This is a genomic window from Litorilituus lipolyticus (assembly GCF_006439335.1).
Lineage (GTDB): Bacteria > Pseudomonadota > Gammaproteobacteria > Enterobacterales > Alteromonadaceae > Colwellia > Colwellia lipolytica.
In genome coordinates this window covers 61,162-82,685 of sequence record NZ_SAWY01000020.1, presented here as the reverse complement: position 1 = coordinate 82,685, position 21,524 = coordinate 61,162, and the positions used below count along the sequence as shown (strand labels likewise).

Annotated in this window: 10 protein-coding genes; 6 read left to right on the top strand and 4 right to left on the bottom strand. The window is 38.3% G+C overall.

The genetic code is table 11. The features are described from left to right. Positions 1-205: 205 nt before the first annotated feature. The 4 genes from EPA86_RS09670 (at position 206) to EPA86_RS09655 (ending at position 5,775) form a co-directional block, all read left to right on the top strand. On the top strand, positions 206-1,858 hold the full coding sequence (locus tag EPA86_RS09670; RefSeq protein ID WP_140603243.1) for an alpha-glucosidase family protein: 1,653 nt from the start codon (positions 206-208) through the stop codon (positions 1,856-1,858). A gap of 86 nt (positions 1,859-1,944) precedes the next feature. Further along, positions 1,945-3,738 (top strand): alpha-amylase family glycosyl hydrolase, encoded by a 1,794-nt coding sequence (locus EPA86_RS09665; RefSeq protein ID WP_140603242.1) that lies wholly within the window; start codon positions 1,945-1,947, stop codon positions 3,736-3,738. Between the two features lie 84 nt (positions 3,739-3,822). Then, positions 3,823-5,031, top strand: a complete 1,209-nt coding sequence (locus tag EPA86_RS09660) for a hypothetical protein (protein ID WP_140603241.1) — start codon at positions 3,823-3,825, stop codon at positions 5,029-5,031. A gap of 108 nt (positions 5,032-5,139) precedes the next feature. Further along, on the top strand, positions 5,140-5,775 hold the full coding sequence (locus EPA86_RS09655) for a thiol:disulfide interchange protein DsbA/DsbL (RefSeq protein WP_140603240.1): 636 nt from the start codon (positions 5,140-5,142) through the stop codon (positions 5,773-5,775). A 23-nt stretch (positions 5,776-5,798) separates the two neighbouring features. Here EPA86_RS09655 and EPA86_RS09650 read toward each other — a convergent pair whose 3' ends face one another. The 4 genes from EPA86_RS09650 to EPA86_RS09635 all read right to left on the bottom strand — a co-directional run bounded on the left by EPA86_RS09650 (position 5,799) and on the right by EPA86_RS09635 (position 13,933). Beyond that, entirely contained in the window at positions 5,799-8,381 is a 2,583-nt protein-coding gene (locus EPA86_RS09650; protein ID WP_140603239.1) for a PilZ domain-containing protein, read from the bottom strand. A 277-nt stretch (positions 8,382-8,658) separates the two neighbouring features. Continuing rightward, complete coding sequence (locus EPA86_RS09645) at positions 8,659-9,744, bottom strand: MBL fold metallo-hydrolase (RefSeq protein ID WP_140603238.1); 1,086 nt, start codon at positions 9,742-9,744, stop codon at positions 8,659-8,661. A gap of 90 nt (positions 9,745-9,834) precedes the next feature. After that, positions 9,835-10,761, bottom strand: coding sequence for an aldo/keto reductase (locus EPA86_RS09640; protein ID WP_140603237.1), 927 nt, complete (start codon positions 10,759-10,761; stop codon positions 9,835-9,837). A 190-nt stretch (positions 10,762-10,951) separates the two neighbouring features. Continuing rightward, a complete protein-coding gene (locus tag EPA86_RS09635) occupies positions 10,952-13,933 on the bottom strand; it encodes a TonB-dependent receptor (protein ID WP_140603236.1) in 2,982 nt (993 codons plus the stop codon). Positions 13,934-14,396: 463 nt separating this feature from the next. Here EPA86_RS09635 and EPA86_RS09630 point away from each other — a divergent pair, with 463 nt between their 5' ends. Next, positions 14,397-16,991: a hypothetical protein gene (locus tag EPA86_RS09630; RefSeq protein WP_140603235.1), complete on the top strand. Its 2,595-nt coding sequence runs from the start codon at positions 14,397-14,399 to the stop codon at positions 16,989-16,991. A gap of 202 nt (positions 16,992-17,193) precedes the next feature. Further along, on the top strand, positions 17,194-21,393 hold the full coding sequence (locus EPA86_RS09625; RefSeq protein ID WP_246058336.1) for an alpha-1,6-glucosidase domain-containing protein: 4,200 nt from the start codon (positions 17,194-17,196) through the stop codon (positions 21,391-21,393). Positions 21,394-21,524 lie beyond the last annotated feature (131 nt).

Here is a 21,524-nt window from a genome sequence, read left to right as displayed (position 1 = left end):
AAAAATACATACGTATGTAATTTCTTGCATTGCTCATGCATACGTATGCAAGCCCTGTTACCTCTTTAGGTTATTGCGTATTCTTTTTAATAGGTTGACTCACAGTAACTTGTTTTGTTTTTCAATAGTGACTGTTTTAACCAAATGTATTCAATAACAAAGTGTAAACGTAAATGTTTACTGATAATTTTCCCGGGGTTTATACATGAGTGAACAAATGTGGTGGCGCGGTGCGGTAATTTATCAAATTTACCCACGTAGCTTCAATGATGCCAACCAAGATGGAATTGGTGATTTACCCGGTATTATTGCCAAATTAGATTATATTGCCAGTCTTGGTGTAGATGCGATTTGGATATCTCCTTTCTTCAAATCACCTATGAAAGACTTTGGTTATGATATTAGTGACTACCGCGATATTGATCCATTATTTGGCACACTAGCTGATTTTGATGAATTGGTGGTGAAAGCTCATGCTTTAGGTATCAAAATTATGATTGATCAGGTATTAAGCCATACCTCAGATCAACACCAGTGGTTTCTTGATAGTCGTGAAGATAAAACCAATGATAAAGCAGATTGGTACGTTTGGGCAGATGCTAAAGAAGACGGCACGGCACCAAATAACTGGTTATCAATTTTTGGTGGCACAGGCTGGACGTGGGAGCCTCGCCGTCAGCAGTACTATTTGCATAACTTTTTATCAAGTCAGCCAGATTTAAATTTCCATAATCCTGATGTACGCCAAGCAGTATTAAATAATGTAGAGTTTTGGTTAAAGCGCGGTGTAGATGGCTTTAGACTTGATGCTATTAATTTTTGTTTTCATGATGCACAGTTACGCGATAACCCTGCCAAGCCGAAAGAATTACGACAAAGCATTGGTTTTGATGAGAAAAACCCTTATGCCTATCAGTATCATTATTTTAATAATACTCAAGATGAAAACTTAGGTTTTATCGAGTCTATTCGTACGTTACTTAATAAGTATCCTGGTACGGTAGCGTTAGGTGAGATTTCATCTGAAGACTCGTTAAAAACTATGGCAGAATATACCCAAGGTGATGCAAGATTGCACATGGGTTACAGCTTTGATTTATTAACTGACAATTTTACTTCAGGCTATATAAAGCAAGTGGTTGAATCATTAGAGTCACGTGTGAGCGATGGTTGGCCATGCTGGTCTATTTCTAATCATGACGTGCAACGCGTAGTATCTCGTTGGGGAGGCTATGAAGCTCCAAGCTTTGCCAAAATGTTATTTGCTATGATAGCTTCACTGCGCGGTAGTGTTTGTAGCTACCAAGGTGAAGAGCTTGGATTAACTGAGGCCGATATAGCCTATGCAGATATTCAAGACCCATATGGCATTACTTTCTGGCCACAGTTTAAAGGACGAGATGGCTGTAGAACACCACATCCATGGCAAGATTCACAAGTTAATGCTGGCTTTAGTGAAGCTAAACCTTGGTTACCTATGTCGCCTGACCATATTGTTAAGTCTGTTAACAAGCAAGAATTATCAGCGGATTCTATTTTGAATAGCTATCGTCATTTCAATGCGTGGCGTAAAAGCCAACCTGCTATTTTATATGGCGATATCAAAATGTTAGCCAGTGAAGAACCAATATTGGCTTTTGTGCGAACTTTCCAGCAAGAACAGTTAGTGATTTGCTTCAATTTAAGTGAGCATTCGCAAAAAACTAACTTAGATCTTTCTTGTATTGAGACGTTTGAAGAAAGCAACCTAATAGCACTGACAGAGCATAATTTACTGTCAGGGAGCCTTAAACAAGTTCAAGGAAATAACTTGAGTATTGATTTACCAGCTTTTGGTTGTTTTTACGCAAAAATATAACGCTTTTTGAACACCTCAATGAAATAAATCATTGAGGTGTTTTTTCTATTGGTTAACATGAACACCTTGAATAGAGCATAATAAAAATGAAAAAACTCAGCAAATATACTTTATTGTTATCCTCATTATTGACCACTATTTTGGCGGGAGCCCCTAGTGCTTACGCTCATAAAGAGGTTAATCAAAATACGAATAAACACTATATTGCCAAAGCCAAGCATCTTGCACCTTATCAGCAGCGTGCATTTCAAGATGAAGTGTTTTACTTTGTTTTACCTGATCGTTTTCATAATGCTGATAAATCAAATGATTTAGGAGCAAAAGCCACAGATGCAAAACGTGCTTTATCTCATGGCGGTTTAGATGTTACCAACAAAGGTATGTACCATGGCGGGGATTTAGCGGGTTTAACAGAAAAACTTGATTACCTAGATAACATGGGTATTACAGCTATTTGGTTAACTCCTGTTTTACGAAATCAAGCCATGCAAACAGGAAGCTCTGGCTATCATGGTTATTGGATTTTAGACTTTACTGAAATTGATCCGCATTTAGGTACTAATGCAGAATTAAAGCACTTTATCGATCAGGCACATCAACGCAATATGAAAGTGTTTTTTGACATCATCACCAACCATACCGCTGATGTAATTAAATACGAAGAATGCCATGGCAAAGATGGCTTAGGTTGGCTAGTAGAAGGGGATAGTTGCCCTTTTAAATCTATGGCACAAGTGGCAAAAGGTGATAGTTATACCCCGTTAATTCCTGCTGGTAATGAAAATGTTAAAACACCCGATTGGTTAAATGACATTAAAGCTTACCATAACCAAGGTGACTCATTTTGGCAGGGCGAAAGTGCGCTTAGAGGTGACTTTTCCGGTTTAGATGATGTTGATACCAATAGCGACCATGTTGTTAAGGGTATGATTAAAATTTATCAAGATATTATTGACGAATTTAAGCCAGACGGATTTCGTATTGATACCGTGAAGCACGTGAATATGGAGTTTTGGCAAGCATTTTCACCTGCACTTATGTCTCATGCGCAAAAGCAAGGCATAGAAAACTTCTTTATGTTCGGTGAAGTATATAGTTTTGAACCTGAAGCACTAAGTAAATATACCACTGAAGCTAAGCTGCCTTCTGTCCTTGATTTTGCCTTACAAAGTACCTTAGAAAAAACCTTAGTGAAACAACAAGGTACTGATGAGTTAGCCAAACTTTTTGCTAAAGATCATCTTTATCGTAATAGTCAAACCGATGCAAATCAGCTCGTAAATTTCACGGGTAATCATGACATGGGGCGATTTGCTCATTTTGTTAGACGCAGTGAATTTAACTATAGCGAACAAGCCCAAATTCAAAGAAATATGTTAGCCAATGCCATTGTATTCTTTGCTCGCGGTGTGCCTGTCATTTACTACGGTGATGAGCAAGGTTTTATAGGTTATGGTGGTGACCAAGCGTCGCGACAAGACATGATGCCTTCAAAAGTGACTAGTTATAATGAGGATTATTTACTAGCTACTAAGCGCACTACGGCTGATGATAATTTTGATGCTAATCATCCATTTTACCAGCAGGTTGTTGAATTAACTCAGTTATATCAGCAAAATCCTGCATTACGTTTTGGTCAGCAAGAGACCTTGTATGCTCAAAAGACACCTGGGTTATTTGTAATTAGTAGAGCATACCAAGGGCAAAAGCTGGTTATTGCTTTTAATACCGACACAAAAATACAACAGTTGTCTTTGAATGCTAATAGTTTAAAAGCATTGCCACTTAGCTTAATGCATGCTGCCAATGCAGATACTAAATTGCAAGGAAATACTATTTCAATTGCCCCCTTAAGCTTTGCTATCTTCAACACGAAGTAATGCATAACCTTTAGCGCAAATACCTGTACACAAGACATGAATCCTTATATGCTAATAACGTATTAGTATATAAGGATATTCTTTGTGAAACGGGCTCTAAATACATCATTTCAATGGTTCGCATTTCTCTTACTTGGCTTACCACTATCACTCTATTTATTGCTGGTTATTATCAACATCGTTGATGAAGACAAATCCCCCCTTGCTATTGAGTTTGAACAAAAACTTGAACAATTAGCGAACGTAGCTGATAAAGATAATGCTTTTATTTATCTTATGGGAATAGAAGCCCCTGAAGGTGCAGATGTTCTTGTTGAAGGTATAAAAAATACTGCGCTTTTAAGTAAAGATCCTAAACATGAGATATATAACAGCGTTTTAGCTGATATTAATTTATTAGAGAGCTCTCATTACAATATTATTTCTGACTGTAAAAACTTGGGCTTTGATCGAAAGGAATGTCGAGAAAGTTTAATCGCTAAAAAACAAGAAATTGATGTTCTGCTTGATGGTACTAAGTTACTGCAAAAGCGTTATGAAACAATGTCTGCACTTACTGCTTGGTTTGAAATTATTCCTGAAAATACGAGCTATGGTGTCATGGGTGATTACTTTCTGCTTGCAAGGCTATTTGATATGCAAATGCTAAGTATCTGGCGAAAAGCAGAAAGTAATAGATTAGCAAGTACGCTAGCTGCAATTAAACAAGAAGCTATGTTTAGAAAGATGATTTTTATGTCTTCTCACACAAGGATGGGGAATTCTTTAACATTTTATCGCTATGAAAACTTTCTTCGTTGGGTAAATATCATCTTAGCAGACTTAAGTCATACCCATGGAAACATTGCGAATTTAGATACAGTATTACCGACGCTAAACTCAGGGCCTGATCTAGGGCTTATTGCGTTAGGTGAGTGGCAGTTTGGCTCTGCTTTTTTCCAACAAGCAATTAAAGCAAGCGAAAACCATGAGAAAAAATCTGAAATGATTTTGGGCAATATAGTTAAGGGAATATTTAATGAACAAGCTACAGAAAACTTACTCGCTAAAGTTTTGAATGTTCAATATCAACAATCTATTGATAAACAAGCCTTATTAGATATTCAACGGCAATGTGAGTACTCTTTAGGAAACTCCCTCTTTTGGTTTCCATATAATCTTGCGGGAAAATCAACAGTATGTGCTGGTGTCAATGAACCCACAGGCTATATTGAGAATATGAATGCTACTCTAGAACTATTAAAAAGCTTAAGAGAAGAAATTATTGATAAATATGGCAAGACTAGCCATTAACTCGTTACAACTTTTTACATAGTACAGTAGGCTAGTGTTTTCTTGTGGTAGCAAATAGTGATATCATTTTTTGAATATATCTTAGTTAAGCTTAAACACAGGATTTTTATGAAAAAACTACTCATTGCTTTATTCGTTATCGCTTTTGTCCCTTTTATGTCAAATGCTGCGAAGTATGAAGAAGGTAAACACTATTCAGTTATTCCAGGTAAAGGCGCAGCTAAACCTGAGCTTAGAGAATACTTCTCGTATTACTGCCCTGCGTGTCGTCGCTTTGAAACGGTTTTACCTGATTTAAAGAAAGTGCTACCAGAAGGTGTACCATTAACGAAAACGCATGTTGATTTTATGGGCGCAACTTCGGCAGATAATCAGTTCTTATTAAGTAAAGGCTTGTTACTCGCTGAGCGTGCTGGAATTGAAAAGCAGTACAACAACAAAACCTTTGCTTACTTACAAACAGATCGTAAGCAGGTTAATGGAATTGAAGATGTAAGAAAGCTATTTATTGCTGCTGGTGGTGATGGCGCTACTTTTGATAAAGGTATCAAAAGCTTTGCTGTGGTTAGCCAAGCAAAACGTAATAAGAAAATTCAAGACAAACTATCACAAGGCCGATTCGTAAAAAGTGTACCAGCCTTCGTAGTGAATGGTAAATACGCGATTAATTCTAAAGCGTTGGATCAAAAGAATTTCGTTGAAGATTATAAAAATATTATCAGTTATTTACTGACGTTAAACTAACTATCAATTAACACAAGGTTTTGTTAACCCGCTTTAGCAAAATCTTGTGTTGTTTTATTAGCAAAATCTTGTGTTGTTTTATTAGCAAAATCTTGTGTTGTTTTATTAGCAAAATAGCTGTTCACTATCTCAAGCACTTGCTCAGTGTGATCGGTCACTTCTCCAATTCCTGCAACTTGTTCAATCGTGCTAATTAATTCATTGGCATCATTGGGTGATATTTTCTTTAAGTAATGTAACTCATCAATAAAGCCCTTTGCTGCAATACCCTGTGGTTTAGAGATTTGAACCCTTACGATAGTTGGGTTGCCTAACGCTTTAATTTTTCCCATAACTTCAGGCAGCTTTCCTGACTTTTGTAATTGTTCTAAGTCACCAAACCAAAATAGCTTTTCGCTTTCTTTTGCCGAGACTTGCGGTACGGTCACCATATAAAAGACATTAAAATCTTTTTGTTCTGCTATTTTATTGAGCTTAATTAAGCAATAGTTTTGAAACTTTTCTTGATTAATGAGTTTGACTAACATGTCTTGATCTGACGCTTGTTCGCTCGATAAAGACGGAAACTTAGTGTCAGCGTTTAATGCTAGTGAGTTAATATACCACTGGCGTTTATCTTGATGAATAAAGAAAGGGACTGACAAATGGTTTTTTGCGTAAATATTACGAATGGCTTGTGACATGCCGTAAATTTCACCGGGAAGGGCGCTGGCAAGCTGTAAATCATCCATATTGTTAAGAATAAATTCTCGTAAAAATTTACAACCATCATGGCGTTTTTCTATGCCGCTAATGACTAGCCTAAGTTGAGTATCATTTCCAGCAAGTATTTGATATTTCTGCTGTCGTAAAGTGATATTTTTCACGCTATTATCAACGCTCGTCGGTATTTTAAGCGTGAGGGAAATAATATCCCCAGGCTTATAGGTTAAAGGTTGTGCTAAGTGAACAGCCAAGCCACGAGATGAAATATTTACAGTGTGACCTTTGATTTTACACGGTGATTTTCCACAACGTGTAATTTTGATATCCATTTCTAAACTAAAGCGTTCTTCTCTTCGAGAGTCATGAAGGTCGAGTACTACTTTTTTCAATTGGGATTTACGTGTTAAGCGTGGCAATAGAAATTGCGAAGAACACTTAATTGGTGCAATTTCATGTAATGGTTTAGATTTTACTTTTAACTTCTCAGGTATAGCTAACGTATTATTTAGCTCTGTAATATCTGTGAGCACTGCGATGTAATTTATCGGTTTCAACGAATTGAGAATCGGACGAGATAAGGGTCTATTCATAAATGCCATAGCAGGGCTAGTAGAACTAGCAACGGCACTAGGCAAATAAGCGTCATCAACGGCGTTTACTGGCTTTATTGATAAACGAACGTAACGATACTCACCCGCTAAAATGGTTTCTTGTAATAGCGTTCTGGCTTTTTGATCATTTTCTAGTTGGTGTTGCCAAACAATGATGAACTGATTTTTATCGGCATACTGGTGCTTGAGGATATAAGCATATTCATTTACCCGTTCGTTATTATCTAAGGCCTGTTGAATGTGTTCATGGCTAAATAACTTAGAAAAAGGAGCTAAGTTTTCATTGTCAGAAAAAAACTGCCAAAGGTCTTTATTTGATTCCGTGAAAAGCCCGCTATCAGGTCTCCACCCTGAAGTGTATTTTGCGCATAATAACGGGATATCGGTAATTCGAGAAGTAAGATATTGTTCATGACTTTTTGCCATGACCGAGTCGATAAGGGGGATAATTTGTTTTTTACGGTGCGGTTTGTTCGCTGCGAATTTTTGCTGTAGCAGCTTGGTAAGTAACGTTAACATTTCTTGTGCGCAAGCTTGCGATAGCTTGAGATGATAATGATAAAAACCGTTATTATATTCTTTATTAACGACTTTGTAGGGCAGGGTGATTTCTGGCTCGAAGTTTAGTATTTTATCATGATCATAAAACCACAAAAATAACTCATCATTTTCAATGTCTGTAATATCTATCGTTGTCTTAAAAATGCAGTTTGAAATATTTAAATCAATTAACTCAACTTGTTTGCCTATCGCAAGTTTACCGTTTAGAGACATACCTAAAGGATCATAAGTAAATGCTCTGCATTTTGAGTGGAAGCTATTGGGATCTTCATGAAAATAGTTTTGATTACTTAAATTAATAGGGCTGGCAACTGCAACGTTAAGTGAATTGTTTAGCCTCTTTTCTTGTTCTGTTTGATTTTTTTTCTGTTCAACATAGCGTGCTTTAGCATTCTGTGTTAATTCGTTATACATGTAAATACAGAAATTATTCTGATTGTTTTGCACGCTTTCTAAGAATAGCGTTTTTGAAATTTCATCTAGGTAGTGGCATTGCTCGTTATGGTGAACTTCTTCGCAGTTATCAAACATTGAACGAAAATCCATCACTAAATTACATGGCTTCGCGACACGTTTTATTTCCATTTTTATTAGAAAACGAACAGAAGATTTTAGCTTAGGTGTTAACTTTTCAATGAGATGATCAAGTTTATGATGGTTAGCATAAGCAACTAAGCTCAATATTATGCCTTGATAAGGGGCTAAATCTGGACTCAAATTATTATTCATTATTATTATCTATTTCTACAGCAAGCTTTTTCTATTGTCTCCTTCTAATAGATTTGAAGCGTTAAAAATAAGTTTTCATCCTAGTATGAATAGTAACTTGTAGCATGCTTTTCAACCGTTTTCCAATAAAAAAGCATTTTTGTATACAATTTTGTTTGTCATACAAAAGTGCTTTTCGACGAAAATGTTTTGTTTTTCACAATAAATAGAATCGTTTACTTGAAATGTTGCTTTTGTATATTGTATTTCTATTTTTTTGTTTTTTGAGGGGGGGGGGTCAAAAAACAACCTCTTCGCCTTCATTTAAAATATGTAACGGAATGGAGGAGTTCATTTCTTTATACATGTGTAGTAAGCGTAATAAGGCTGAATGTGAACTATGATCGCCCATTTTCCAACTGGCGTTGCCATAGCCCCATGGGATCATTACTTTACAGTTAAGTTCTTGAGCTGCAATTAAGCTGTCTTCGGGGGTTGTGTGGACATAGCGATACCAATCGCTATTCTCTTTATGGTAATAGGAAGCTATTGGCATTAGGCATATATCCATGTCGCCATAACGTTGCTGAATATCGGCAAAATGTTTTGAATAGCCGGTGTCGCCAGCAAAGAAAATCTTTCTCCCTTGATGCTCTACTACCCAACCACCCCATAGCGTTTTATCATTATCTTCATAAAGATAGGGGACCCATATACGACTACTAAAATGGTGAGCAGGTACAAATTTAATATTAAGCTTGCCAATACGTTTAGCCGAGTACCAACTCATTTCATTGATTTTATAACCATTGTTTGGAAAATGCTCAGCAAAGCCTAGCGGTACTAAAAATTCGGCATTATTACCAACAGCAGCAATATCACTCTTATTAAAATGATCATAATGAATATGGGAGTACATGACGGCATCGACATTGCTAATTTCTTCCATAGTAGGCCACTTTGCTTCATTTCTGAAAAAACCAGCGCTGAGCCTAAATGCCCAATCAACTGGCCAATCAAACTGACCGCTAACAGGGTCTATTAATATACTACTGCCATCAGGGCTTTCAATATAAAAGCTGGCATGGCCTAGCCACCTTATTTTAAATCCAGCTTCTAGATTTGGTGGGGTTTGCTCTTTATTAAACTGGCACTGTTCAGCTTCGCTCTGACAAAGTACATATTGTGATGAAGGGTAGCAGTTTTCTTGGCATGTTAATGGGTAGTCCTTTCTGCCCGGGTATAAATTGTCAAAGCGATCACCACTAGGGTATTTTTTTGAATATTTTATTACAGACGTTTCTTGTTGAACTCTCTCGATCTGATTGCTAGCACAACCTAAAAGCAAAACTGAAATCATTAAAAGTAAGCATAATCTGATCATAAAGTATTCTTTTACCCTGAGGTTGTTGTTTTAAGTTATTGTTTTAAGTTATTGATTTAGGATACTGGTTAAGCATTTATAAAGTGGCTATTAAGGTAATGGCTGACCATTACGAGCCTCTAATAAGTGATACCAATCTTCATGGCTATAGTCGATAGTTAACGCTTGTTTGGCTGCATTAATACGGCTTGGAGTTGTTGAGCCAATAATAGGACAAATATTCGCAGGGTGCTTTAATAACCAAGCTAAACTAATTTGCCATGCTTCAACATCATATTTTGTCGCTTGTTTAGATATCTCATCTTTAATACGTTTCTCATCATCTTTTGAAAACGTATTTCCCCAAGCAGGATAAGCGACAGCGCCTAGAGGGCACCATGCAACAGGTGTTATGCCAAGCTGTTGACACTGATCTAACGTACCATCTTGTAAGCTGCTGATGTTATGCAGATTTATTTCTACTTGGTTGATGATAAGTGGTTCATCTAGTGCTGATTGTAATAATGATACTTGAGATGGGCTAAAGTTACTTACGCCAAAATATTTAACCTTGCCCTCTCGCTTTAATTGCTTAAAAGTCTCAGCCAGTGCTTGAGCATTAAATAAGTAATCAGGACGATGTAATAAAAAAATATCGAGATATTCAGTGTTTAGCCTTTTTAATGAGCCTTCAACACTTTGTATTAAGTAATCATGCGAAAAATCATAGCGCTGCGGAGATTGTCTTATCCCTGCTTTTGAGGTAATGATTAGCTGGTCTCTTAAATGGGAAGAATGAGTTAACAATTCACCAAATAATTGCTCACACTGACCCGCTCCATAGATATCGGCATGGTCAAAATGATTATAACCCGCCTCTATAGCTGCTTGAATAGCCTTTAACCCTTTGTCTTTATCAACTGCAGAATTATCACCTGCAATTCGCATACAGCCGTAAATTAAGCGGCTTGAAGGTAGTAAATTTGGAGGTGATTGTTTGAATTTATTAAGGTTATTAAGTAACGATATATTTTGCATAAGTTTAGTTTTCTATTGTCTGAATGAGCAATGAAAAGTCACTAGCTTAAAAGGTGCTATCTTAAAAGGTATTGGCACAAACTACTACATTGCTTAAGTATTTAATTGTAAGAAGGTAAGTATGTTTTTGATATAAAAAAAGTGCAATAACCTTAGCTATTGCACTTTATTTGTCGTTTACGCTACTCGATTAGAACGAGTAATTAACACCAAAGTAGATGGTACGACCGAAGTATTGGATAGTACCCGTTCTTGAGGTATCACCAAAGTATGAGATATTCGGCTCATCGGTAATATTATCCGCTGAAACAACTGCTTGGAAGTTATCAGTGAAGTTATATGACGCTTGCGCTGAATAAATGGTTTCTTCATCAAAGTAAGCTGACTGTGCACTACCAATAGCGATTTGTTGGCTTAAATAAGCTGAACGGTATCGACCGCTAAAGCGAAGTGATAGTTTCTCTTCCCAATCGTAGAATAAGGTTGCACTTACAACTCGTGGCGACAGGCCTTCAATAGGACCCGGAGCACCATCTTCACCCGGTACTTGTGACTCCACTTGAATTTCGCTGTCTGTGTAAGAGAAGTTCACGTTAGCACCTAAGCCTGATAATAAGCCCGGCAAGAAACTAAATGTTTGGGTATAACCAATTTCTACACCACGCATATAACCTGCATCAGCGTTATTTTCAGCATGCCAGTATGTACCATTAGCGTAATCTATTAGCTCACCAGTAATTGGGTCATATAGTTTGTTTTCTGGTGTCGGTGGTACTTCAATGCCTGCGGCTTCATAGTCGAAGTTTTTATCTTCAGCATCACCAACCATGTTTTCTATGTCTTTATACCAAACAGCAAAAACAAAGGCGCCATCAGTTTCAGAGAAGTAATGCTCATAGGATAAATCAAACTGATTTGCATAAAATGGGCGTAAGAATGGGCTAGTTGAACTATTTAAGTTGATTTGATAACGACCTTCGTCTTTATCTTCAACCCAGTCAAAGTTACCACTGTTAGCCATTGTTGGCATATCTGGGCGAGACATTACTTTTGCGTATGCAAAACGTAATTGGTCATCATCACTTAGCTGAAAGTTTAGGTTTAATGAAGGTAGGAAATCACTGTAGCTATCGCCTACTTTTTTACGTTGCCAGTTGTTATTGATTTCACCCAAATCATCAGCAATTGGGTCACCATTTCCTGCGCCAACACTGACTAAGCCTGTACTGCTTTGATCTGAATAAACATAGCGAACACCCACGTTACCTGTTACCGGTAAGCCAAATACCTCAGCATCGATATTAATTTGGAAGTAAGCAGCTAAGACATCTTCTTCAACTAAGTTGCCTTGCGTCATCGTCCAATCATGTTCCCACGTTCTAACAGGAGTACGGTCAACACCAGGGATCCATGCATTTAAAATAGCGTCATTATCAACAGATAAGAAATTCGGCATACCCGATAAATCACCACCAATACTTGTTACTGTAGAATTAGTGCTGTCTAAAGCAAATGGTGCAAAGTTATCAACAATGATGGTATTACCATCAGCGTCAGTACCAAAAGTAAGATATTGACCATTTCGCATGTTGTAGTCTGTGGTGCCGTATAAGAAGCGGCCACGGCTTACTTCGTATTCACGTTGTGATGCACGCGCACCAAACTCAACTGAACTAAATACTTCGCTTTCTAATTGGTAAGCAAAATCTACACGAATGGCATCAGACGAATTATCTTCATAATGTGGGTATGATTCTGCACTGGTAACCATCATATGGGCAGTATCAGTAAAATCTTGATTAAACTCTAAGTAAGGGTTATTTAAACCATTAAGTTGATACTTCAAGATGATGTTGTCATCAATTACTGGATATTCTGCACTAGAGTCTTCAAAGTAGGCCATACGCATAACCTGATCTTTGTAGGTCTCGCTACCTTCTGAGTGAGAAAAATCAACAACCATAGTCAAGTCATCAGTAATATCCCATTCAGATTTAAGGCCGAAAGATTTCATTTCACTTTCAGTAGTATTATCATCAGCTTGAGTTTGAATATTTAAATCTCTAGAAGAACCCGGAAATGGAGGAGCTGCGGCTGTGCCGTCACGGTCTCGATAAAGAGTTCCACCAACAAGAGCACCATTAGCCATTAATGGGTTATCTAATAAAAGTGTAGAACCAGCGACGGCAATATTATTAATGCCTGAAACACGCAGACCACGATCCCACTTTTCTGAATCAAATTTTGAATAGAAGCCATCAAATTGGAACCTTAAATCATCTCTTGGTTCCCAGTTTAGTGCTAATACTACGGCGTCGCGCTTGTCTTCACCGCCACGCTCATTAATTTCAAATCCGGAAGAAACTAATATTTCCTCTGGTGCACCATCATAGGCTGCAGATAAATCTCTTTTATCAAATTGGTAGTTTACAAAACGGCTTGAAACGGTTGGTTGGAACATATTCGCCCAACCTACTGCAACACCTAAAGTTTCATCAAGGTATTTACCTTGGTAAGAAAGTGTTAAACGGCGACCAAAGGTGTCTGAATCTTCATTGTCTGCTGCTGCTTCATTGTAGTTACCGTGTAAAGACGCACGGAATGAATGATCTTCGTCATTGTCTAAAGCATTGGCAGTTTCTAAGTTAATGGTTGCGGCGATACCACCTTCAATTAAAGATGCTTTTTGAGATTTGTATACTTGCGCTTGTGAGACTAGTTCAGACGGGAAAATATCAAATTGTACTGCTCGACCACCACTGGTCGATACCATTTCACGGCCATTCAAGGTGGAAAAAACAAAGCCACCAGATAAACCACGAACGTTCAATTCACTTGATTGACCATCTATACGTACAGAAGTAACACCAGGTAAACGTGTTAATGAGTCGGCAATAGAAACATCAGGTAAGCCGCCAATATCATCAGCAGAGATAGCGTCTACTACCGTATCTGAAAATCGTTTTGTATTCAGTGATTTAATTACACTGCCTCTAAAACCTGTTACTTCAATGACCTCAACGGATTTTTTATCATCTTCTTTTTTCGTTGAGTCTTCTGCGTTTGTACTTGCTTCTGCTTCAGCAGCATAAGCAAAGCTTGGCACTGCAGCGAGCTGTACTCCACCTATCATAAGTGCAATAGACAGAGCACTGAGATTAAACTTTTTCATGTGTATTCCTTAATAAATACAAAGTGTATTTATGCTAAATGTTTTGCATTGTCGCAATGTGTAGTTGCTTTCTTTTATTATCGGAATTTATTTCTTATATACACTATAGTGTTGTTTTATTTAGTTTTTCTTATTATAGAACTAGGCAAGCAAATTTAGTGTATGAACAAGTTAGTCAAAAAACAAGCAAATGTTAAATGCATACGTATTCATAAGGCAGCATTGTCATGCATACGTATTCAATGCTATTCAGAGGCTTTGCTATATATACATGTTTGTTGTCTTTGTGTAGCTTTAAGGTGTTACACAAATTAATAAATCGGAATCTTGAGTAACATATTGTATTCCCTACTTAGGCAGCGAAGTAAGGTTTAATGAGTTAGTATCTATTAAATCAAGGGCATGCAAAACAAACTTATATGCACATAAACTAAAACCATATAGTTAATGGAGTTATAAACTCATGAAATATAATTTTAAGCCCCTCATGCTTGGGTCTGTTATTGCCGTAAGTACCGCACTTACTGGCTGTGGTAGTGATCAAGATCAGCCTGAAATAACTGACGTATTCAAAGAGGTAGGTCTTTGGTGTAAGAGTCCTTCGATTGTGCAAATCGCAAGTCCTGATTCATACCCATTATCAGATAAAGAGCAAGCTGATTTAGCCACGGCTAAAGCAGAGGCAAAAGCTGCAGCAGAAGCAGAACAAGGCGATGACTTTGATGAAGAAGCTTGGGAAGCCGAATTTAAATATCAAGATTTAGATTTATATAGCATTTTAGGGTTAACCCTAGAAGAGCAAGAGCGTCAAGCTATTGCTAAAGAAGAAGCACGCGCATTTAAAATAGATCAGGGTCAAGACGTTATCTATGGTGATGAGTTTGATGCATGGTTTGAAGCATGGTTTGCTGCAATTCCACCAGCAAACTATTTAGGCCCATCGCAACGCATTGAAAGAGCAGTTAATGCCACGACGCCAGAGATGGATGGTGATGAAATCTGTTATACACCACCTTTATCATGTCCTAATTATAAAGTAATCGATGAGTCAGGAACTTATGAATGTATCGTTCCTGAGCAAAACCCAATTTTAGGTGTACCAGATCCAGAAGTAACTGCGGGTCCAAATGAAGCTATTGCGTTTTATCGTCATGAAGATCACGTAGATGGTGGCGATAACACTGCACTTTATGAAAATATGGTAGTACATACATGGAACAATGACGATTGTACCGCCTACCAAGATGACAGTATTGCAAGTTGGGGTTCTAACTCTACCTATGCGAATGACAACAAAGGTATTGATGGTAACTATGGTCACTACTGGAAGTTACATTTATTAGAAGATGCCAGCAATTGTGCCAATATCATTTTCAATGATACAGCAACAGGTAAAAAGATTTCAGACAGTGATTTAACTATGCCAATTGGCCCTGCGGGGAACGTAGTACTTCACAATTTAGATAAAAACTCTTTCGCTCATGATGACTTCCCTGTAAACGTACTTGATGGCATGTTACTTATTAACCAACACCCTTACTTAGGTGCTGAAGCATCGTCAGGTATAAAAGCATGTGGTTGGGGCTTAACTGCTGATGATTCAGGTGAGCTTTGTCTAGGTGAAGAGTTGATGTGCCCAGACAATACCGTTGCAGTGGGCGTTGGTGCTGTTGATGTAGCCTCTAAATGTGTTGAAATTTTTAACCCAGATGATACTACCTTATATATTAAAGGTGGCTTTAATGGTTGGTCAGCAACAGAAGATGCAATGTTTGCTTATCAAGGTGATGGTCAGTATCGATTGAACTACTTATATGATACAGACTGCGAAGTAACTGAAGAGGAAGACTGCTCTACTATTCACCAGTTTAAAGTTGCTGATGAAGGTTGGTCTGAACCAGCAAGTTTCGGTAGCATTAAAGGTGGTGATCAGTCAGGTGTTGGTAAAACAATTACTATGACTGTTGGCTCAGGCGTTGGTCAAAACATGTCTGTTGAAATGGCAGAAGAGAAGATTTATCAATTTTTAGTCAATGCTTCGAATACAACTGCGGTTGAACTTACCATTAATGAAGTGCCTGTGGCTGCGTTCCCAAGTATTACCCTTGACGGTGAAACAATTGAGTTAACATATAGCGCTAATGGTCAATACGTATTAAGAAAAGCGTTAATGGCTGAAGAGTATACCTTTACTATTGCTGATGAAGCCGCAGGTTTTGCTGTTGGTGCCATTGGTACTGATAATGTTATTACAGCAAGTACACCTTTAGCACTTGAAAGTGACGGCGGTGCCTTATCATTTACACCAGACAGTGCTGCAGAGTACGACTTTGTTTTAGATTTATCTAACCCTGATATGCCGACTATCGAAATTAAGCCAGCATTACCATTTGGTACAACACCAGTGTTTGTACGTGGCTCTATTAATGGTTGGTCATCACCAGAAGCAGACCAAGTTATGTGGAACGCCAATGAACGTAGCTATAGCGTATTGTATGGCTTAGAAGCTGGCGGAAACCATGCCTTTAAGTTTGCTGATGCATCTTGGGGCGTTGTAAACTTAGGTTTTAACGATGTAGCAATGTCAACTGATTCAGATGCAATAACTGTGACTGATGATGGCGGTAACATGCGTGTTGTTGTTGACAAGTCGACTACGTACAAATTTGAAGTTAACTTTGATACGGCCAACCCTGTTGTTAAAGTGTCAGAAGCGCCGCTATATTTACGTGGCAGCATTACTGACTGGGGTGCATCAGATGCAAACCAATTAATGTTCATGGGCACTGACTCAGGCAATACAGCTGAGGCTTCACGTACTTACTCAATGGAAGTGACTATTTCTGGCCCTGGTGAGTTTAAAGTAGCTGACGAAGGTTGGGGTGGTTCATTAGGTTATAACTATGGTGTTGAAGTTGCAGGCACTAAAGTTGAACTTGGAGTTGCCTTAGAGCTTGCTCAAACTAACAATAACATCGGTATTGATTTACCTGCAGGTACTTACGTATTTTCTTTTGAAGATGGCGTAACAAAAACGATGACAGTTACCGCAAAATAATCACTGTAACAAGGATGTAAGTTCATGCTTACTTTCTCTTTATAGCTTTATTAAAAGAGTGTTTCTATTTTAGAAACACTCTTTTTTTTGCATTGAAAATTAAAATTGACTGATTGAATACGTATGTAATCCCTGTTCAGCATTTAAGCAAACCGATAGCATGAAGCTAACCTTATAACGATTATAAAAATAGGATTATGTTGTGAAAATAACAGCCAGTGTTAAACAGGTTCTCCTTTGTACTTCTTTAAGCTTAACGATAGCTGCATGTGGTGGCGGGGGCGGTGGAGATGATAGCCCTGTTGTTAATCCTCCTCCTGTAAATAATGCTCCCACGATTAGTGATTTTTCATCGGCAGTTAATGACTTTTCCGTCACCTTTTCATGGTCTGTTTCAGACAGTGATAACGACGCGCTTTCCTGTGTGTTGTCGCCAGGTGGTGAGTTAGATGATGTCACTATAGCTGATTGTAAAGGAACAACTTCGACTTCTATTACTTATCCAAATGTAGGTGAATTCTCGGCATCATTTTCGGTAACTGATTCCAGTAATGCCAGTGCAGAAGAGAGTTTAGTTGTAAATATTTCAGATCCTAATGCTTTGCCTACACCAGTGGTTAGTGCAGGTGATAATCAATTAGTTATTTTTTATAACCGTCCAGATGCGAGCTACTCACAATGGGTACTGCACTTATGGAACAACGCTGAATGTGACGCCTATGCAGATTTTGCCAGTGATGCTGGAACAGATTGGGCTACAGGGCAAGCTCAATCGGGAGTAGATCCAAACTATGGCGCCTATTGGCTTATTGATTTAAAAGGCAATGGCAGTGACTGTGCGAATTTTATTGTTCATAAAGGGGATGATAAAGACATTGGTGGTATCGATCATAAAGCTGACTTAACCGGCGAGCGAATGATCTGGACATTATCAGGGATTAACGAATTATATAGCCAACCAACGTTATACCCTAGCGGAGCCTTAATTGCTGATACCGCAGCACATTGGGTAAACCCTGAGTCTGTTTTCTGGCAGGTAAACACTAATGCTAGCGTCAGTAAAGTGCGTGTTTATAGTAGCGATGTTGATGAGTTGGGCTACGATGGCGAAACAGGCATAGCAGGTGATAACTATATCGAATTCTTGGAGCAGGCAGAAAATAATGCTGTAGAACTTGGCATGCCGCGTTATCAAGCGCTATCTGCATTTGTTGCCACTTCAGTCGATGCAGGCAAAGCTAAGCAAATGTTAACGGGTAAGTTACTGGCTATTGCTTACGATAATGCCAATACTGTGCTTGCGGCAACTTATGTACAAACTCCACGTGTTCTTGATGCGTTATACACCCAAGGTAATAGCGATGCTGATGAGGCTACCCTAGGTTTGAGTTACAGTGGAGATATCATCTCAACGGCTTTATGGGCACCAACAGCCAAACAAGTTAATCTTAAAATATATAATGCAGATAAAAGTTTATTATCCACTCATGCAATGACACTCGATTCAACAACAGGTCTTTGGTCACTTGAATTAAGTAACTCAAATGATAGGTTGTTTTATCGCTATGAACTAAACGTTTATCATCCACAAAATCAAAGCTTTGAAACTATTGAAGCTACTGACCCGTATTCAGTGTCGTTATCAACCAATGGTGAATTTTCGCAATTTGTAAATTTAGCCGATGATGATTTGAAACCTGCTGGTTGGGATGAACATATTGTGCCAACTATTGCTAACCCAGAAGATGCGGTTATTTACGAAGGTCATATTCGTGATTTTAGTATTTTTGATGAGAGCACTTCTGTTGAAAATCGAGGAAAATACCTTGCTTTTACCGAAGAAAACTCAGTACCTGTACAGCATTTAAAATCACTCGTAGATGCAGGTTTAACTCACTTTCAATTTTTACCGGTAAATGATATTGCCAGTATTAATGAAGACCAAACTAAAACCGTCGATTTAACAAGCACAGTGGCCGATTTATGTGCGCTTAATAGTTCTGCACCGGTTTGTGGTGTTGAAGATAATAGCGCAACCTTATTGTCTGTGATGGAAAGTTACTCGCCAAATACACAAAGTGCTCAGGCGTTAGTTGATGTAATGCGTGGTTTAGATAGCTTTAACTGGGGGTATGATCCGAAACACTTTTCAGCTCCTGATGGTAGCTACGCTTCAAATCCTGACGGTGTTACGCGTATTATTGAAATGCGTGCTATGAATCAAGCGTTACATGAAATGGGGTTACGCGTAGTGCTTGATGTTGTTTATAACCATACCAACTCTTCTGGCTTATGGGATAACTCAGTGCTTGATAAAGTGGTGCCTGGTTACTATCACCGCCGCGATTTAACCACAGGTAATGTGATTAATGAGACCTGTTGTCAAGATACCGCACCAGAGCACCTTATGATGGACAAGCTCATGGCAGATTCATTACAGCTGTGGACACAGGCCTATAAATTTGATGGTTTTCGTTTTGATATTATGAGCAATAATTCAGTGGATTCTATTTTGTCTGCGCGTGAAGCGGTGCAAGCCATTGATGCTGATAATTATTTTTATGGTGAAGGTTGGACACGCACCGACAGAGGCTACCTGCAAGCACAGCAGAACAATATGGCTGGTAGTGAAGTAGGTACCTTTAATGATCGCCCACGCGATGTTATCAGAAGTGCGACTTTATTTAATAGTTCACCTAACCTTGCTGATATAGATATTATGCGATTAGGGCTCGCTGGTACTTTAGCTAATTATTCACTGCAAGATAGAAATGACAATATTAAATTAGCAAGTACTTTTGCAAATCACCCTTCTTATGCAAAAGACCCTGCTGATATCATTAATTATGTCTCAAAGCATGATAATGAAACCTTATGGGATCAACTGCAATATGGTATTGAAGCAGAGAAAAGTATTGCAGAGCGCGTACGTATGCAAAACATAGCAGGTACATTACCGTTAATGAGCCAAGGCATAACCTTTTTACAATTGGGTGGTGATTTAATACGTTCTAAGTCACTCGATAGAAATACTTATGATGCTGGTGATTGGTTTAACCGAATCGACTTTACTATGCAAACTTCAAACTGGAATGTTGGTTTACCGTTGGCACAGGATAATCAAGGCAAATGGACACAAATGTCGACCTTAAACAACAACCTTGAAACCCAGCCCATGAGTCAAGATATTGCATTTTCTTCGGCAATATTCAAAGAGTTTATGAACATACGTGCAGCTAGCCCATTATTTAAATTAACAACAGAGCAAGCAGTGCTTGAACGCGTTGGTTTTCATAATACCGGTAGCAAGCAAACGGCGGGTTTGATTGTGATGAGTATTGACGATGGTACAGGTTTAACTGATTTAGATAGTGAAAATGATGCCATAGTTGTTGTTATCAATGGTAGTAACAGTGAACAATCGCATACTATTTTAACTGCGCAAGGGTTTGAGCTGCACTCAGTGCAACAAAATTCTGCAGACAGCACAGTGCAATCAGCGAGTTTTAGTCAAGGGCTGAATGATGGCACCTTTACTGTACCTGCTTTAACCACGGCAGTATTTATTAAGCCGCAGCAAGGCGCACAAGGTGCTGGTTTAGCTGCAGGTATTACACGAGATGCACCTGATGTTGCGCCATATGGTGATACCCTTGTTTACTTACGTGGCACTATGACCAGTTGGGATGATTCAGGCTTAACCCTTGATGATAGTTTTGAATACCAAGGTAATGGCATTTACCAAATTGAATTAAATATTACTGCTGGCGCGCAAACCTTTAGATTAACGTCTGCAGATGCCACGGTATTAAATTTGGGCTTTACTGATATAGATGTTACGAATAGTGCTATTAGTTTAACTAACGCTAATGGCGATATTGCGATGCACGCTGCCACATCTGGTAGCTATCAATTTATACTTGATGCTTCATCAGATGTACCTAGTTTAGCAATTACCAGTGTTTCTCCTTCGGTTGATTGTTCAGCTTTAGCAGATTCAACAGATGATATTCCCTTTGATATTGCTGGTAGTGGCCAATTATTTGTTAAAGGTGATCATTCAGGCTGGGGAGCTGATGAACAGTATCGCTTGCACTATAAAGGCAATAATACCTATCAGGCAGTAGCTGAGTTTTCTGGTGATATGCAATTTAAGCTTGCTTCTGATGATGGTAATTGGACTACACAATTATGGGCTCAAGCTGAAAACAGTAGCGACATTAATAGTGAAAATCTTGTCTTAGGTGTTAGTTACTCTGTTGCCTATGATGATGCAGGAACTAACAACAACAAAACATCGTTGAGCCAAGGGCAATATAGTTTCTTATTAACTCTTAATGAAGCAAATCCAGCCAGAGGTAGTAATGTTGGTTCATTGATTATTCAACAATGCCAACCATAACCTTATCGAAGTTATGGTTATTGCTCTAAATTTCAAAGGCTTGCTGGTTTAAACCAGCAAGCCTTTTTCATTTGCTGTGTAAGTATTAGCTTGAATACGTATGCAAAATGACAAAAAAAGTTCTTTTATTC

What these genes read in the sequence shown, in the direction of transcription:
- EPA86_RS09635 (WP_140603236.1), bottom strand. Translation starts at nt 13,933, where the DNA reads ATGAAAAAGTTTAATCTCAGTGCTCTGTCTATTGCACTTATGATAGGT.
- EPA86_RS09645 (WP_140603238.1), bottom strand. Translation starts at nt 9,744, where the DNA reads ATGATCAGATTATGCTTACTTTTAATGATTTCAGTTTTGCTTTTAGGT.
- EPA86_RS09630 (WP_140603235.1), top strand. Translation starts at nt 14,397, where the DNA reads ATGAAATATAATTTTAAGCCCCTCATGCTTGGGTCTGTTATTGCCGTA.
- EPA86_RS09665 (WP_140603242.1), top strand. Translation starts at nt 1,945, where the DNA reads ATGAAAAAACTCAGCAAATATACTTTATTGTTATCCTCATTATTGACC.
- EPA86_RS09650 (WP_140603239.1), bottom strand. Translation starts at nt 8,381, where the DNA reads ATGAATAATAATTTGAGTCCAGATTTAGCCCCTTATCAAGGCATAATA.
- EPA86_RS09670 (WP_140603243.1), top strand. Translation starts at nt 206, where the DNA reads ATGAGTGAACAAATGTGGTGGCGCGGTGCGGTAATTTATCAAATTTAC.
- EPA86_RS09655 (WP_140603240.1), top strand. Translation starts at nt 5,140, where the DNA reads ATGAAAAAACTACTCATTGCTTTATTCGTTATCGCTTTTGTCCCTTTT.
- EPA86_RS09640 (WP_140603237.1), bottom strand. Translation starts at nt 10,761, where the DNA reads ATGCAAAATATATCGTTACTTAATAACCTTAATAAATTCAAACAATCA.